A 16,672-nucleotide genomic window follows, 5' to 3' on the forward strand; every position below is an offset into this window, starting at 1 on the left:
GCAGATATGCAGGTTATTGAGTCCAGTTTCCCCAGGTATGACTAAAATTTCCCCAAAAAAGGCAGATTTTAGAATTGACAAGTCAGTCTTTTACAAAACTCATTAAGAATTGAGATTATGGCATTACCTAAAAAAGTACTAATTATCGTTGAAAATCTGCCAGTTCCCTTTGATCGGCGGGTATGGATGGAAGCAACTACTTTGCAAAAAGCTGGGTATGAAGTTAGTGTAATTTCACCCACAGGTAATGGTTTTGAAAAAGACTACGAGGTTATCGAGCAGATTCACGTCTACCGTCATCCTCTACCACCAGAAGAAAGTTCTGTCATTGGGTATCTTCGAGAGTATAGTTGGGCAATTAATTGGCAATTCCGTCTAGCTCAACGGGTATGGCAAGAGCGTGGTTTTGATGTGATCCATATTTGTAATCCGCCGGATTTACTTTTTTTAGTAGCAGGATGGTTTAAATTATTTTATGGCACATGGGTTATCTTCGATCATCATGACCTCAGTCCGGAGATGTATGAAGCTAAGTATCAACGGCGGGATATTTTTTATCATGGATTACGCTGGGCTGAACGCTTGACCTATGCCACAGCAGATATAGTAATTTCAACGAACGAATCGCACCGAGAGGTAGCTCTTACCCGAGGGCACAAAAAATCAGAGAAAATCTTTGTAGTTCGTAGTGCACCCGACCTTTCCCGTTTTTGCCGAATGTCCCCAAATCTCAATTACCGTAGAGGTAAGAACTACTTGATAGGGTACATGGGTGTCATGGGTGAACCAGAGGGAATTGATTATCTCTTAAGAATGGTCTATTACATTGTCCGCAAAAAAAATCGCCAAGATATTCACTTTATGTTAATTGGTAGTGGACCAGCAGCCGAAAAACTTAAAGTCTTATCTAAAGAGCTAGAAGTGAGTGAGTTTGTAGAATTTACAGGGTTTAAGCAAGGGGAGGAACTTTTAGAGCGGCTTTCTAGTTGTGACGTGTGTGTAGAACCTTCTCCAACATCTGCTTATAACGAAAACTGTACCATGAATAAAATCCTCGAATACATGGCAATGGGAAAAGCAATTGTCCAGTTTGATTTGCGAGAGGGAAGACGTTCTGCACAGGAAGCATCTCTTTATGCCAAGCCTAATAATGAGGTGGAATTTGCCGAGAAAATTCTAGAGCTTCTAGATTCTCCTGAACGTAGAGAAAAGATAGGAGCGGAGGGGCGACGCAGAATGGAGAAGATCCTTGAGTGGCAATATCAAGCTCCGAAACTGTTAGAAGCTTATGATAAAATTTGGCAAAGCTAATACTTACTTTAAATTTAGGAATCACTATTAAGTGAGGCTGAGTAATGGTAGATATTTATCGTCAAAAATCGCAAACTGACTAAACGGTGAGTTTTTTCCTGGGCTGAGTAACTTTGGACAGTATGGGTGATTTGACAAGGGGTAGAGCCATATAATCTACGAGGAAACAAATCAAGCCTTTGATAATGGAAAAATAAATTTTAATAATAATGGCTAATGGCAAAAAAATTTTAAATGAATGTAGTGGCGCTAAAGGGTTGATTTATGGTGCGGCAGAGAGTTACGACACCTTTAACTCACCTCAAATCCAGAATTTCCCAAGTTTTTTGCTGATTAGCATGGTATCAACACTATGGCATCATGGTGTCAGAATGGGAACTAAATTTGTAACTTAGATAGTCTATACTATTGTCATATTGTCAAATCGCATCAGTCTTGTCAATTGCAATGGTTTGTGCATTGTCTAAGTCAATTTTTAGTTTCTTGCTTAATATCTGTACTTTGGAAGATTTATGTTGGAAAAATCTATGGAATCTAGAGAATCTATTGATTTAGACCTTAGTCGTTACTTATTGATCTTGAAACGATGGTGGCTACCTGCTACTGCAATATTTGCAGCTACAGTTATGCTCAGTGCTATAGCTACACAATTTATGAAGCCATCCTATGAAGCTGAAGGAAAACTGTTATTTAGAATTCCTTCTTTTAAAGTAGTAGGATCTAATCTTTTGCCTAGTAACGGTGAAGGAGGAGATCCAGGAGATTTAAAATCCCTACTAGCAACTCAAAATCCTATAAACACTCAAATTGAAGTTATTTCTTCACCTACTTTATTGCAGCAGGTAATAGACAAACTACGACTTAAAGACCAAGAAGGTAAACCTCTGGAAGTAGAAAAACTACGAAAATCTGTGGTAATGAAAATTGTTGGCGGCACAGATGTATTACGAGTTAGCTATACCAGCCGTGACCCCGAACAATCAGCGGCAGTGGTCAACACAATCATGAGGCTTTATTTAGAAAATGATATTATAACAAATCGCTCTGAGGCAGCAGCAACTCGTCAATTTATTGCCAAGCAGCTTCCTAAAACTCAAGAGGCTGTTAATAATGCAGAAGTAGCACTTCGTATATTTAAACAGAAGCATCGGATAGCAGATCTATCAGAGGAGACAAAGTCAGCCGTTACGACTATTGGAAATCTAGACAATGAGATGGATACTGTTAAGGCTCAACTGGATGAGGTAAACGCCCAAACCAGTGAACTGCGCCAGAAAGTAGAGCTAAATTCTCAGCAAGCGATCGCTGTGAGTGCCCTCAGTCAGTCACCTGCAGTCCAGGGAATTCTTACACAACTTCAAGAAACCGACCAACAGCTAGCGATTGAGCGTAGCCGTTTCCTAGATGACAACCCCGTAATTGTTAACTTAGTAGCAAAAAAAGCTAGCTTAAAATCTCTCCTGCAACAGCAAATTGGTCAGACTGTTGGCAATCAAACACAAATTCCGCAGAACCTATTGCAGATTGGAGAACTCAGACAAAACCTGATCGAAAATTTTCTCCAGTCAGAAATACAGCGCTTTGGCTTAATTAAAAGACTTTCCTCTCTAAATAATTCCCGTTCTACCTACGAACAGCGAGTGAAAATCATACCCCAGTTAGCACAAAATCAGCGGGAGTTAGAACGGAAAGTTGATGTTGCAGAATCAACATATCAAACTCTATTAAAAAAGGTTCAGGAATTACAGTTAGTTGAGAATACAAATACAGCCAGCTCGCGGATTATTGCTCAGGCTTTAGTCCCCAATAAGCCAGTAGAAGGCAAAAAAGTTGTGGTTTTAGTGCTAGGAGTGATGTTCGGTTTATTTTTGGCCACTACAACTGTTCTCTTTCTAGGAATGAGAGATAGATCTCTGAAAACACTTAAGGAAGTCAGAGATGTATTTGGATATACTTTGCTGGGAATTGTTCCTTTGTCTGTTAAAAAAATTCGCTCTCGTTATTCAAATTCAGAGTCAACAGTTCAAACAATTGCTGTCAGAGATACGCCCCACTCTTTAACAAGCGAAATGTACCGGATGATTCAAGCCAATCTGAAATTCCTGAGTTCAGATAAAGTGCTCAAAACTATCGTGGTAACTAGCGCAGTTCCTAAAGAAGGCAAGTCTACAGTTTCAGCTAATTTGGCAGCAGCGATCGCTCAACTAGGACGTAAAGTTTTACTAATTGATGCAGATATGCGAGTTCCTTCTCAGCATCATCTCTGGCAACTAACCAATGCAGTTGGTTTGAGCGAGGTTCTTATAGGTCAGGCTGAATTTGACATTACTGTATCTAAGGTAATGGATAATCTCGATGTCTTAACTGCTGGAGTTAGACCTCCCAACCCACTTGCTTTGCTTGACTCAAAACGGATGGCATCATTAATTGAAAATTTCTCATCTCAAAATAACTATGATTTTGTAATTATTGATGCTCCTCCCCTCCTTTTGGCAGCCGATGCTTTGACTTTAAGCCAAATGACTGATGGGATTTTGTTAGTAGCTAGACCTGGGGTAATTGATTCTAATAGTGCTAACGCTGCTCAAGAGATATTAGAGAGATCCAATTACAACGTCTTAGGTTTAGTCGTAAATGGAATCATTGATAAAAATGATTCTAGTATTTATTTATATCATGAGCATGAATATTTTAAACCAAGGGAGTTGACAAAAGAACTTAAGGGACTTGCAAAAAAGTAAAATCTCCAAAGTTTAGGGGCTACTAAAAGACATATCAATAAACCATTGACTAGAATTTCGTAGTTCCTCTGACCCCAGATTGTTTATCTCGACTTTATCCAAATCAAATAACGTCGCCTTATTATTTGACAAAAAGTAAGGATTCAGGTCATAGCAAAATGTCTACAATCGTTTCCTGATAACGCCTTCCGGGGATTAGTTACAATTTGGTATTCTCAATAATAATTACCTAACGCCTAGATTTCCGTGGTTTATTGCGACTAAGGGGATGTTAATAAGCCAAAGTAAATTTTGAAACTAGCTCTATGACTGGGTTTTAAACACCTGAATCCTTACGACAAAAATTCTAGCTTGTCATACAAGGTTTTTTCCAATGTGACTGATTTGGGTGACATTGATAAAGTCATAGTTACAGATGGATGAAGGTTTCAAAGGATAATTAAACACTTTTTATCAGCTTGCCATAGGCATTGCAATTCGGAAAAATGGATAAAGTTGAGCTAAGGGACTTCTAGAAAATAAATTATCCTACAAGCATCTAGGTAATTGATTTATCTGATATCTGTTATGGAAAAACGTAACTTTTTAAATAGCAATTAACAGGACTTAAACATTTTTGAGGAAAAAACAAGCCTCAAACCCGTGCAGAGTAAGGTAAATATACCAAATGCTCAAAAATAGCCAAAACCCAGATATATCAATAAACCAAGCAAAACGATGTCAAAGTCCATCTGTATATAGATTTGAGGTTCAATTATTGGGTATTTTTTGTCTAAGTCCCATAAAGAGACTATATCTAATTTGGTTCTACCGCCCTCTCATTTATGCTATAGCATTAAAATCAAGGTTTTATATCAGGTTCGGAATGTGGGTTACAACAACGGGTTGTAGACAAAAACCTTCTAAAAATCAGGATTTTGCCATACAACCCTATGCCATACTATTTACCCAATACCTTTGCCAAAGTAGGTTTAACTATTTGCTAAAACGACCTAAGGTAAGTGTGTGCTTGAGTGTTAAACAAAACATACAACCGCAGTGCATGCAGATAGGACAGTAAAAATTCCTTCCATAAAAACCATACAGGGTTTTATTGAATCAGTTTTTTACTTGATGGCAACAATAGGCACGCATCATCCAGTTTTGTTTTATGTCAATCTTCCTAAATTGGCAAAGGGCATTGTTAACTAATACCGCATTTCATATGCCCCTCTATCGGAGGCTGAACCATACACACGAGGGTTGCCTAGAGCATCAGTTTTTAAATTATTCCACTTAAAACCTTTATTGATTGCCGGACTCGTCTTTTTCAGTCTAAAGTCACCAGTCGAGGCATTAATAAATTGTGGATCTGCCATAATATCATTAGGCCCGAGAGCAATTTGACTAGAACCATTATTGTTGTAAAGGTTATAGTTAAAAGTACTGGTGGGACTTTGATTTATTGAGCTTATTGGTCTGTTACGCGCAGAATAAAGGATGTTATTGAAAACTTTGATATCACCTGAATGATTACTCATGATTTGCCCGTAATTAATTACTGGAGTCTGGTTATTCAGATAAGCTGTGTTGTGAACAATATCTACATGTTCGCTTTCATAAGTATGAATGCCCGAACCACCATTTTTATATGAGATATTGTTTGCAATCAAAATACGTCCTTTATACCCAAACCTTCTGTTACTATCAACAATAATGCCATTACCGTCTTGAATCCTTTTATTCTGATACCAGGGAATTAACATTTTATTGTTATAGACCTTGTTTCTGGTCACAACTATCTTGTAATTTTGGCTGTTGTCATAATTCCGAGAGGTGACCACCCCAATACCACTACAGGCGAAAACTGAGTACCAAGCATTATTAAACACCTCGTTATTATCCACTGTTACATAGTCCGATTCCATCATTCCAATACCTCCACCTCCACAATCGTGTACCTTGTTATTAAGAATACGTATATGGTGGGTGAGACGATTGTTTTTTCCATCTATAGTAACGCAGTTTCCATTCGTCAGCGGGTTTGATTTGTTATTCTTCTGACTTTGAGCATAAGCAAGGGTTATATTGCTATTGTTCCCTACAACCTCCAGCCCGTTTACCTCAATATATGACGCTCCATTGGAAATCGAAACTCCATGCCATCCATTGCTCTGAAGTTTCGGCCGATGTCCAGGATATGCTTTATACGTAATCCATGCATTTGCCCTTCCAGAGCGTTTAATATCTAGTACTGTTCCAACTTTACTTGTATTCTTGTATACTCCATTCATAATGAGTACTGTATCCCCAGGGTCAGTCAGGTTTGCTGCCCTTTCAAGTGTCTTAAACGCGGATGAGGTAGAGAGTCCGCTATTTTTGTCGTTTCCGTTACTACTAACATAGTATGTTGTCTTAGTTGAAACAGCACTGATCAGCTTGCGGCTTGGTAGTGGGATTTCCTGATCAGTGAATGACTGACGAACATCTTTAGCTAAAGACTCTGTTATTCTCTCTCCTGCAACCAGACCTGTTAATGCCCAGGGAAGTACAAGAGATGCGCTCAAACTGAGAAAACCGAAACCGTGAATGATCATAGGGAAAAAATAGGGTATGTTGCAAAAACTGAATCGTCAACGGTCAGTAGCTCTAGCCTTAGTAAATAACTCAATATTGGATCTGGTAGTGTAACTGCCGTTTGTTAAGTTTATACATGGTTTATTAGGTTACCACCTGAGAATTTCCACGTAAATATGGCTGAAAAGCCTTTTTAGCTCGTTTTCCAAAAACTGGCACATCTCTGGTAAAAGTACTGAAGGAAAATTATCAGTATCCAGAGATACCCAATAAATGGACACGAAGCAACTGTACAAATGCCATCATTTCCAATTCGACATCATTGTACTGTGTATACGCGTATCTATGGTTAAGATAGTATATCTGTCATCAATCAGTTAATTTACTTAAATAATTCTTATGATAATAATAATCAAAAAGTGACTAAAATAAAGGTATATACTATAATTATCGCCTTTAACTTTTAAATGATTCTCATTATCATAAAAAATTAGAGTAATTAAAACAAAGTTTGAAATAGCCTATCAATGGCAGATTAATAATTTTCAGTGATGACTTTAGGTCTACAGGATTTGTAAATGAGTAATAGTACCTAAAACTATCTTCAGATGTTGATAGAAAATACAATTTTTGAGTAAGCGATCCGAAAGGCAAACCAGTTCTGTACCCTAGTCTTGTCTTCTTTTGTGGTCGAGGCGGCGCGTAGCTTGCTTGTCTGTAGGAGTACCAGAACGGCTATTCTCAGTAAACCAAAAGCTTTTTCTTTGGAATAAGAGACGCTTTGTGTAGCTTGCTTCTCTACAAGAGTACGGCTCTATCGCTTATTCTTGCCCTCAAAAGGCAGTACAAGAGTTAATTTCAGTAGACCGAAAACTTCTGCGATCGCTCTGTCAAGAATACCTGCTCCAGTGGATTTTTGCGAAAAGCTAGTGCTTTTAGATACCATTATCTCATGTCTTTCTTTCAAGTGGAAACATAAGTAAAGCTAATAAATCAGCCAAGAGATCAGAGCAAACCTCGCACCATAACCATGTTTTGCTGCTATTTCAGGAATTTTGTCAAGGAGTTGCGGGAAGATTGAGCCAGAGAAATATCTGGTGCAAGCTATGACTGTAACTACCCTAGTTCTAACTGATAGTAAAACCTTGAATGAAGTAGTTAACTGTTTAACGGAGAATCTGACAATTCAGACTCAAGGTAAGTGTGAACAACAAAATATTTTTGAAATTTTAATTCGGGCTGCCAGGCAGAGGGATAGTATTGAAAACACTACTAAAGTCCTAAAAAATGTTCCGACCAGTAATGATATTCGTTACCATTTGGAGAAATATTCACACCTTCCTTCATTAGAAGAGGCTTTAAATAAAGCACTCCAAAGCCGCTTGCCAAGAGGTATACGACAAGGGCAACAGAAAATTGCCATCGACTTTAACTTAATTCCATATTATGGTGAGCCATCATCATTAGAAGCACCATATATTTATAGAAGTCAAGGGAAAAATGGTACAAGTTCATTTTATGCTTATGCTACTGTCTATGTCATTAAAAAACATAAAAGAGTAACTTTAGCCATTAAAGCTGTTCAACAACAGAATACTTTGGTTGCAATTATCACTTATCTTTTAGCAATAATTGAGCCATTAAACCTGAGAATTGAACGATTATATTTAGATAGGGAGTTCTTCTGTGTACCTGTAATCAGATGGTTGCAAGCTTTGGATATTTCATTTGAAATGCCAGCTATTATCCGAGGCAAACATGGTGGAACTAAACAATTAATTAGAGGTCAGCGGAGTTGCAAAACCAGTTACACTTTAAACAGTGATAAATATGGTTCAGTAACTTTTCCAGTGTGGATAGTTTGCACATATAAAAATGGTAAAAGACGAGAGCATGGGCGGGAATTTTTTGTTTACGCTGTCTAGAAAGTTAAATTAACTTTGCAGCTTATACATGATGACTATCGTCTACGTTTCGGGATTGAGAGTAGTTATCGGATGAAAAACCAATGTGGAATCAAAACTACTATTAAAAATCCCACCATTCGGCTTTTATTTATAGCTTTGGCATTCTTAATTATTAATGTTTGGATTTATCTAGTATGGCATTATATCAGCCGTTTAAAAAGAAGTACTAGACAAGTTTTTTCTCACCTATTTACTCTCAAACAGATGCTTGAATTTTTACGTCAAGCAGTAGACCGCAACTATGGGGTAGCCTGCGAAGTTTATTTAGCGTCCGGCTGATGTTTGTTGGTTTTTGGAGTTTATTAATAAGCTAAAATTATTATTTATCCAAGTCTTTCAGCTTTTGCACTTTTTTGGAAAAACGGTATCACGGACTACTATTTTTTAGTAATCGCAGAACTTTTCGGTCTACTGAATTTAATAGTCCCATTATGAATAAATAAGAAAGTTATTTTTCATAGCAATCCAAATCAAATCTTAAGAAAATATGGAGATTGATTCTGAATGCAGAATTAATGAGCGTGGGGGATTCAGACCCACTACTACCAAAGTTGACCACAAAACAAGAAAATTTGGTGGCGGACTTAACCCGTTTATTCATCCACCTTTCTTCTGACGGAGACGCTAACGCCTGCCGTAGGATGCCCGAACGCAAGAGCGTCTCCTGTCTTGAGAAGGGCTATAGGGAGAAGACCGCGCTGCCTCACCAGTCGCACAGAATTCAATTCTGAATTCTCGCTCCTGACTCTTGACTCCTGAATTCTTTCTTGTTAAAAGTACGTAGTTATAAACTTTTCAGCTTTTTTCTCTCTCATCAATGATTAAGCAGGGTTATATTAACTCTTGACTATTAAGCTTTGACTCATAGATAGTGTAATTTGAGGGACAGAGGGGGTTGACCAACGCCCCCAATTCACATCTGTACTTTAAACTAAAGTCCGATCAAATTCAAAAGACTAAAGATAACACCTAGAGGTCCAGTTATAGTGCTTATGGTATCGCCAGTCTTAGCTGAACCAGATCGGTTGACTACCACAACATCATTATTACGGAGTATAGGATTAGTTTGCTCATTAATCCCAGCAGAGAAATCCACTTTTACTATACGTTTAGTGACAGAACCATTGGGGTTAAGGCGAATCAAATCAACAGCCTTACTACTAGCTCTGGCATCATTAAATCCGCCAGCAGCGAGTATAGCTTGATTTAAAGAGCTATTTGGCTGAACGTCTGTTAAGCCTGGTTTTTTAACTTCGCCTACCACACCAACTTGAATGCGTGTAGGAGACAGAGTAGTGGTAGCTAATTGAGTAGCTTCTGCGGGGTTGATTTCAGTAGCCGTCGGAATAACAATTGTATCTCCGTCTTGCACAATGATGTCTTGATTGGCGTCACCACTCTGCAATAATTGCCAAAGATTAATATCTATAGCTTGTTCTGAGCCGGATCGTGTAGGCCGGCGTAGCCTAAGATTACGAACATCAGCCTGTGCTGTAATTCCCCCTGCTAGTTGAATTACCCGCGTCACATTTGGTAGACCAGCGGGATTGGCAGTGCCACTGTTAACGGTGTTAGGGGTTGCGTTCCCCTGGGCATCTGTGTTACCTGGGGTGACAAGATAGGAACCGGGACGGTTAACTTCACCAATAATTGTTACTGTGCGGGGTGTGGTTTGGCTAGCGGCAAAGTTAGATGCAAACAGATTGCGGGATTCTGCCACGTTGAAGTTGGTTGCTGTTGGGACAACTATGGTGTCTCCATCCCGCAAGGTAATATCCTGTGATAATCTACCTGTTTGAATGAGTTCCTTCAAATTGACACTGACGGCTTGCTCTGAGGAGCGTCCTATTTTACGCCTTAATTGAACTTGAGTCACATCCGCAGCTAGGGTTACCCCCTGTGCTGTTGTCAATGCAGTTAATACTGTGGGGTATTGTACGCCTGGATTATCTCCCGCGCCTCCGCTCAAGCTGAGAGTGTAAGCTCCTGGACGTGTCACCTCTCCAGCAACGAAAACATTGATGGGACGAGGCGATAACAAATTGATTGAGATTAAGGGACGTTTGAGGAAGCGAGCATATCTTCTAGCAATTTCGTCAGCAGCCTGTTCAGTTGTTAGACCGAGGACTGACACGCTGCCAATTAAAGGCAGGTTGATTGCTCCACCTGGGGGAATTTGGTATTCACCTGTATATTCAGGTACTTCAAATACATTTACACGGATGCGATCGCCGCCTCCTAATGAATAATTAGTATCTATTTGTGTTTGTGTGGTTGGTGAAAGTGTAGTTGGTGGTAATGGTTGTCCCTGAGCTAAACTGATACATGGCACAGCGGCATTGACAGCAGTTAACAAAGCCACACCCACAACTGGCTGAGTTAGGAATTTAAACAAACTTCTGTTAAGCATATTTACTTGAGACTCTAAAACTACGATCAATAATGTACTGTCTAAACATTTTTATTTGGACTATACCTAAGTATTCAAGTTCCCCGACACTCTTATTTTCCTCGAAAAGTGTGATTTCCCGGAGGAAATTTGTTGATTGAATTTGAATTTTTAGTGAAGTTAATTTAAAGTTAACTTTGCTTGATGGATATAGCAATTTTAAACACCTAAAATTTCCTACTTTGCAATAAGCAACAACACTAATTCAGTGAGTTATTTTTTGTTTCGATTTGTTGAATAAAAAACTCTTCTAGGGAGTAACGCGACAAGTTCATGGCAATAATTTTACCCTCCATGAGACGAAGACTGGCGAGAAAATCATAGTGATCGTCTTGTAGTGCACCTTGCCAAGAACCATCTGATTCAAATCTGAGAGTAGGTATCCATTTTTTGAGAATTTCCCAGTCACCACCTTGGCCTTTGACGTGATATGTGTTTTTTGTGCCTAAGAGTTCATTAAGGGAACCAGAGCAAATTAATTCACCTTGAGCGAGGATGGCAATGCGATCGCAAATCTGTTCTACTTCACTAAGAATGTGGCTGTTGAAAAAAATCGTCTTACCAGCGGCTTTTAGCGCCAGGATAATTTCCCGCATTTGGTAGCGTCCCACAGGATCAAGACCAGACATCGGTTCATCAAGAAAAACCAAATCTGGCTCGTTAATTAGCGCCTGTGCCATGCCAACACGCTGTAGCATTCCTTTGGAATAGCGGCGCAGTACTTTTTTGCGGGCATCGGCTTGGGATAAACCCACTAATTCCAACAGTTGGGGAATGCGTTGGCGTTGGACACTTTTGGGAATTTGGAATAGCCCAGCTGCTAGCTGCAAAAATTCCCAGCCAGTGAGATAGTCATACAAATAGGGATTTTCCGGCAGATAGCCGATATGTTGCTTAACATTGCGATCGCCTACTGGCTCACCCAATAATAATCCCCGTCCAGAGGTAGGACGAATAATTCCCAGCAACAATTTTAAAAGGGTGGTTTTACCCGCACCATTTGGCCCCAGCAACCCAAAGGTTTCCCCTTTATAAACCGTTAAAGAACAGTTTTTGAGAGATACAATTTTTTGATTTAGCCAAAAACCAGTGCGATAGACTTTTCGCAACTCAGAAGTTAGGACTACTGGCGGAGTTTCTGTCGGATTAAGTTGAGAATCAGGGTCATCTGCAACAGACTTCATCTCGATTAAATCGCTTTTTACCAGCTTGGTATTAATTACAAGTTACCCGATAGGCTGATAATAACCATCACTAAGCAGTGTGTCAATTATCGCAAACAGAGTAGCTGAATTAATACTATAAATGTCAGTCCTGGTAAGTAATTCTGGCTAACTTTACAAAATGCCTTTAGAACTGGGAATTACACCAGCCCGACGGGAGTCAATTTCCACTGCCAACCGGGTTGCCCTCGCAAACGCCTTAAATGTTGCTTCAATAATGTGATGGGAATTAATGCCATCCAGTTGCCGAATATGCAGTGTCATTTGGCTATGGTTCACCAGTGCCATAAAGAATTCACGCACCAGTTGGGTGTCATAGGTTCCTACGCGTTGGCTAGGAATTTGCAAGCCGTAGCTGAGGTGAGGGCGTCCGGAAAAGTCTAGCGCTACCTGAACTAAGGCTTCATCCAATGGTGCGAGAAAATTACCAAAGCGGACAATACCTTTTCTGTCGCCTAGTGCTTGGTTCAAAGCTTGGCCCAAGGTAATGCCTACATCTTCGTTGGTATGGTGGTCATCAATTTCCCAGTCTCCCGTGGCTTGCACATCTATATCAATCAGCCCGTGGGAGGCAATTTGATGCAACATATGATCCAAAAACGGAATGCCAGTTGCTGCGGTGCAAGTTCCTCTACCATCCAGGTTGATGGTAACTTGCACATCGGTTTCACCAGTGGTGCGGTGAACAGTGGCAATCCGAGGGGTTTTAGTTGACTGGTCGTAGTTTGAATTAACTTGGCGATTGGTTGTTTGCATGGGGAGTGGAAAGAGTTAGAAGTTAGGAGTTATGAATTTTTAACTCTTAACTCCTCACTTTATCGCGTCACATTCCCATAATTTCATATCCTGCATCTACATACAGAATTTGTCCGGTAATGCCGCTGGACAAATCACTACACAAGAAAGCCGCAGCATTGCCCACTTCTAACTGAGTGACGGTGCGTCGTAAGGGAGCTACTTCTTCTACATGATGAATCATATCCAAAATCCCGCCCACTGCTGAAGATGCCAAAGTGCGGATGGGGCCTGCGGAGATGGCATTGACGCGGATATTTTGCAGCCCTAGTTCAGCGGCTAGGTAACGCACACTAATTTCTAACCCCGCCTTGGCAATTCCCATAACGTTATAGTTAGGGATTGCCTTGACACCGCCTAAAAATGTCAGGGTGACGATACTACCTCCCTCTGTCATCAAAGGTTTCGCTGCACCACTTAACTGCACCAGCGAGTAGGTACTGATTTCTAAGGCGGTGTTGAAGCCAGAACGAGAGGTGTGGCTAAAATCTCCACTCAAATCGTCTTTGCTAGCAAAGGCAAGACAATGGATGAGGATGTCTAGCTTCCCCCATTGATCGCGGATTGTCTCAAAGGTAGATTGGATCTGTTCGTCATTTTGAACATTACAAGGAAGAAATAAGCTGGGGTTGAGGGGTTCTACCAATTCCGCAACTTTTTTCTCCATCTTGCCGCGTTCATCTGGCAGGTAGGTAATACCCAGGTTTGCTCCAGCTTTATGCAGCTGTTGGGCGATGCCCCAGGCGATCGAGCGGTTATTGGCAATACCTGTAACAAGAGCATTTTTTCCAGTCAGATTCAGCATAGAAATTATTAATGCGATCGATCATTAGGAGCATACTAGAATCTGAGGCACGTTTTGTCTTTGTTTTACATAGGATTTGCAAAAATGAATATTGGTAAGGGTGTTTCCTGTGACAAAATTCTTGATTTTTCCTAAAGATATTCTCAAGATATCTTTATTTGTTCTTTAAAAAACCCTTTTTAATACAGCTATTGGAACTACTTATCAAGAACTAGTAGCTGAAAGGATCAACAATTATGTATCATTATAAACAAAGAGTTATGAAGCGATTAGTTTGAGTATAGGAAAGTACAGAAAGGTTGACGGTGCTTTATTCATTTTTCAGGTGTATTCTTAGGTAATCAGTTTTTGTTTTTCCGGCATTGGGTAGGGGAAGGGAGATGATCGTGACACAAGATAAAGCCCTAGCAAATGTATTTCGTCAGATGGCGACCGGGGCGTTTCCGCCAGTTGTGGAAACGTTTGAACGCAATAAAACGATCTTTTTTCCTGGCGATCCTGCCGAACGAGTTTATTTTCTTTTGAAAGGTGCTGTTAAACTTTCCAGGGTGTACGAGGCAGGAGAGGAAATAACGGTAGCACTGCTGCGAGAAAATAGTGTTTTTGGTGTATTGTCATTGCTGACAGGAAATAAATCGGATAGGTTTTACCATGCGGTTGCATTTACCCCTGTGGAATTACTGTCAGCACCAATTGAACAAGTGGAGCAAGCACTCAAGGAAAATCCAGAATTATCAATGTTAATGCTGCGAGGTCTGTCTTCGCGCATTTTACAGACAGAGATGATGATTGAAACTCTCGCTCACCGAGATATGGGTTCCAGGTTGGTGAGTTTTTTGTTAATTCTTTGTCGGGATTTTGGGGTTCCTTGTGCAGATGGGATCACTATTGATCTGAAGTTATCTCATCAAGCGATCGCAGAGGCAATTGGTTCAACTCGTGTTACTGTCACTAGGCTACTGGGGGATTTGCGTGAAAAAAAGATGATTTCTATCCACAAAAAGAAGATTACTGTGCACAAACCTGTTACCTTAAGTAGGCAATTCACATAAATGCAATTGGAGAAAGGGGAATCGGCGCGTGTTGTATTTTGAAAAATGACACTAATAGCTAGAGGTAAATCTAAAATTGAGTAATTTCAGCTATTGCCAATTTCCACTTCTTTCCAGACAATGGTTAAAAGTAGTAGGCTGTATCTGGAAGGATTTCGGTAGCTAAAGATGACCACCGGATACATCCTCATCGCAGCAATTTTAATTCTGGGAGGCGTAATTGCAACCGTGGGCGATCGCATCGGCACACGAGTTGGCAAAGCCCGCCTCTCACTTTTTAATCTTCGTCCGAAAAACACTGCTGTACTGGTAACAATTTTTACTGGTGGTTTGATTTCAGCATCAACTTTAGGGATTTTATTCACTGCTGACGAAGGCTTGCGAAAGGGAGTCTTTGAATTAGAGGATATTCAAACAGACCTCAGGCAGAAGCGGGAACAGCTAAAAACCGCAGAAACTCAGAAAAGTCAGGTAGAGAGTGAGCTAAACCAAGCAAGAATTGCCCAAGCAAAAGCACAACAAGACTTGCAGGTAATCAATCAATATTTGCAGGCGGCGAATGCCAAACAACGCCAAACACAAGCTCAGTTGAATCGCACCATTAATCAACAAGCTCAAACCCAAACTCAACTCCAACGGACTCAAGGTCAGCTAGAACAAGTTGTAACTCAGTACCAAAAAGCCATAACTGAACTCCAAAGCGTTTACAATCAGAGAAAGGAGCTACAGGCGGCAGTAGAACTACTGAAGACAGAACGTCAACGATTGTACGCTGAAGCTAAAAAAGCGATTGACGAAGCTAAAACAGCTATTGAAAAACGCGATCGCGAACTTGCTAACCGTCAAGAAGCGATAGAAGTGCGCGATCAAAAAATCGTCCAGCTCGATCAACTAATTCAAAAGCGGAATGTAGAAATTACGGCGCGAGAGCAAGTGATTGCCAAACGGGAATCGCGCCTCAAAGAATTGGAAGCGCAACAGGACCAACTAGAACTGGAAGTTGCAAGGCTGGAAAAATATTATCAGTCCTACCGCGACCTGCGTCTAGGTAAGCTAGCCTTAGTTCGCGGTCAAGTTCTGTCTGCTGGTGTAGTTCGTGTTACCCAACCTGCTGCTGCTCATCAGGCAGTGGTAGAACTTTTACAAGAAGCCAATCGCAACGCCAACCTCGAATTAAGTGAGCCTGGTACAAATCCGGCAAATGTAGAGCTACTACGCGTCACCCAGGAAAGGGTTGAGCAATTGAGCAAGCAGATTGAGGATGGTCGAGAATACGTGGTACGAATTTTCTCGGCTGGTAATTACGTCAGGGGAGAAAAGCAGATAGAATTTTTTGCCGATACAGCCCGGAACCAATTGGTTTTTTCGGGAGGCGCAGTGCTGGCCACAACTACTACCGATTCCAAAACCATGACATCCTATCAGTTACAGCAGCGGCTGGAAATACTGATTTCTGCTTCCCAATTTCGGGCCCGGAATGCCGGAATTGTGGAAAATGTCCAAGTAGAAGGGACTTTTCTGCGCTTTGTAACCCAATTAAGACAGTATAATCAACCATTGGAAGTCAAAGCGATTGCAGCAGAGGACACTTATACAGCCGGGCCATTGAGAGTAAAATTAGTGGCAATAGTAAACGGACAAATCATTTTTAGTACTTAAAAAATAAAAAAATATTTGCACACTGTTATTAGTAAGATTTAAACATATTTGAACAGCAGCTAAAATACTTCCTGTGATTGCATTTCTTCTCTACGAAATGCTATGCAAACGTTT

12 protein-coding genes are annotated in these 16,672 nt (G+C 40.3%); 6 read left to right on the top strand and 6 right to left on the bottom strand.

Features of this window, described 5'->3' with window-relative positions:
* Positions 1 to 117 precede the first annotated feature (117 nt).
* Positions 118 to 1,311 (top strand): glycosyltransferase family 4 protein, encoded by a 1,194-nt coding sequence (locus V7K40_RS22495; protein WP_334963618.1) that lies wholly within the window; start codon positions 118 to 120, stop codon positions 1,309 to 1,311.
* A 512-nt stretch (positions 1,312 to 1,823) separates the two neighbouring features.
* Positions 1,824 to 4,052, top strand: a complete 2,229-nt coding sequence (locus tag V7K40_RS22500; protein ID WP_334963620.1) for a polysaccharide biosynthesis tyrosine autokinase — start codon at positions 1,824 to 1,826, stop codon at positions 4,050 to 4,052.
* Positions 4,053 to 5,239: 1,187 nt separating this feature from the next.
* On the opposite strand, the gene V7K40_RS22505 is transcribed toward V7K40_RS22500, so the two are convergent.
* Both V7K40_RS22505 and V7K40_RS22510 read right to left on the bottom strand, forming a co-directional pair.
* A complete protein-coding gene (locus V7K40_RS22505) occupies positions 5,240 to 6,598 on the bottom strand; it encodes a right-handed parallel beta-helix repeat-containing protein (protein ID WP_334963622.1) in 1,359 nt (452 codons plus the stop codon).
* Positions 6,599 to 7,422: 824 nt separating this feature from the next.
* On the bottom strand, positions 7,423 to 7,554 hold the full coding sequence (locus V7K40_RS22510; RefSeq protein WP_334963624.1) for a hypothetical protein: 132 nt from the start codon (positions 7,552 to 7,554) through the stop codon (positions 7,423 to 7,425).
* Positions 7,555 to 7,714: 160 nt separating this feature from the next.
* On the opposite strand from V7K40_RS22510, the gene V7K40_RS22515 reads away from it, so the two are divergent.
* Together V7K40_RS22515 and V7K40_RS22520 are read left to right on the top strand one after the other, a co-directional pair.
* Positions 7,715 to 8,533 carry an ISH3 family transposase gene (locus tag V7K40_RS22515; RefSeq protein WP_334963626.1) on the top strand — a complete coding sequence of 273 codons (819 nt, stop codon included), beginning with the start codon at positions 7,715 to 7,717 and terminating at the stop codon, positions 8,531 to 8,533.
* Positions 8,534 to 8,605: 72 nt separating this feature from the next.
* Positions 8,606 to 8,854: a hypothetical protein gene (locus tag V7K40_RS22520; RefSeq protein ID WP_334955866.1), complete on the top strand. Its 249-nt coding sequence runs from the start codon at positions 8,606 to 8,608 to the stop codon at positions 8,852 to 8,854.
* A gap of 652 nt (positions 8,855 to 9,506) precedes the next feature.
* Here V7K40_RS22520 and V7K40_RS22525 read toward each other — a convergent pair.
* The 4 genes from V7K40_RS22525 to fabI all read right to left on the bottom strand — a co-directional run bounded on the left by V7K40_RS22525 (position 9,507) and on the right by fabI (position 13,847).
* Positions 9,507 to 10,985 (bottom strand): SLBB domain-containing protein, encoded by a 1,479-nt coding sequence (locus tag V7K40_RS22525; RefSeq protein WP_334963628.1) that lies wholly within the window; start codon positions 10,983 to 10,985, stop codon positions 9,507 to 9,509.
* Positions 10,986 to 11,224: 239 nt separating this feature from the next.
* Positions 11,225 to 12,208 carry an ABC transporter ATP-binding protein gene (locus tag V7K40_RS22530; protein ID WP_334963630.1) on the bottom strand — a complete coding sequence of 328 codons (984 nt, stop codon included), beginning with the start codon at positions 12,206 to 12,208 and terminating at the stop codon, positions 11,225 to 11,227.
* 153 nt (positions 12,209 to 12,361) lie between these two features.
* Entirely contained in the window at positions 12,362 to 13,003 is a 642-nt protein-coding gene (hisB, locus tag V7K40_RS22535) for an imidazoleglycerol-phosphate dehydratase HisB (protein ID WP_334963632.1), read from the bottom strand.
* A gap of 67 nt (positions 13,004 to 13,070) precedes the next feature.
* Entirely contained in the window at positions 13,071 to 13,847 is a 777-nt protein-coding gene (fabI, locus tag V7K40_RS22540) for an enoyl-ACP reductase FabI (RefSeq protein WP_334963634.1), read from the bottom strand.
* Positions 13,848 to 14,227: 380 nt separating this feature from the next.
* Between fabI and ntcA the strand changes: the two genes are divergently transcribed.
* Together ntcA and V7K40_RS22550 are read left to right on the top strand one after the other, a co-directional pair.
* Positions 14,228 to 14,899: a global nitrogen regulator NtcA gene (ntcA, locus tag V7K40_RS22545; protein WP_010998529.1), complete on the top strand. Its 672-nt coding sequence runs from the start codon at positions 14,228 to 14,230 to the stop codon at positions 14,897 to 14,899.
* Between the two features lie 168 nt (positions 14,900 to 15,067).
* Positions 15,068 to 16,558, top strand: a complete 1,491-nt coding sequence (locus V7K40_RS22550) for a DUF3084 domain-containing protein (protein WP_334963636.1) — start codon at positions 15,068 to 15,070, stop codon at positions 16,556 to 16,558.
* The last annotated feature ends 114 nt before the right edge of the window (positions 16,559 to 16,672 follow it).

The organism is Nostoc sp. (assembly GCF_036917195.1).
In the GTDB taxonomy this organism is placed as follows: Bacteria; Cyanobacteriota; Cyanobacteriia; order Cyanobacteriales; family Nostocaceae; genus Nostoc.

Coding starts and splice junctions, on each gene's coding strand:
- V7K40_RS22525 (WP_334963628.1), bottom strand. CDS start 10,985: ATGCTTAACAGAAGTTTGTTTAAATTCCTAACTCAGCCAGTTGTGGGT.
- hisB (WP_334963632.1), bottom strand. CDS start 13,003: ATGCAAACAACCAATCGCCAAGTTAATTCAAACTACGACCAGTCAACT.
- V7K40_RS22495 (WP_334963618.1), top strand. CDS start 118: ATGGCATTACCTAAAAAAGTACTAATTATCGTTGAAAATCTGCCAGTT.
- V7K40_RS22550 (WP_334963636.1), top strand. CDS start 15,068: ATGACCACCGGATACATCCTCATCGCAGCAATTTTAATTCTGGGAGGC.
- V7K40_RS22515 (WP_334963626.1), top strand. CDS start 7,715: ATGACTGTAACTACCCTAGTTCTAACTGATAGTAAAACCTTGAATGAA.
- V7K40_RS22500 (WP_334963620.1), top strand. CDS start 1,824: ATGTTGGAAAAATCTATGGAATCTAGAGAATCTATTGATTTAGACCTT.
- V7K40_RS22530 (WP_334963630.1), bottom strand. CDS start 12,208: ATGAAGTCTGTTGCAGATGACCCTGATTCTCAACTTAATCCGACAGAA.
- V7K40_RS22520 (WP_334955866.1), top strand. CDS start 8,606: ATGAAAAACCAATGTGGAATCAAAACTACTATTAAAAATCCCACCATT.
- fabI (WP_334963634.1), bottom strand. CDS start 13,847: ATGCTGAATCTGACTGGAAAAAATGCTCTTGTTACAGGTATTGCCAAT.
- V7K40_RS22510 (WP_334963624.1), bottom strand. CDS start 7,554: ATGGTATCTAAAAGCACTAGCTTTTCGCAAAAATCCACTGGAGCAGGT.
- ntcA (WP_010998529.1), top strand. CDS start 14,228: ATGATCGTGACACAAGATAAAGCCCTAGCAAATGTATTTCGTCAGATG.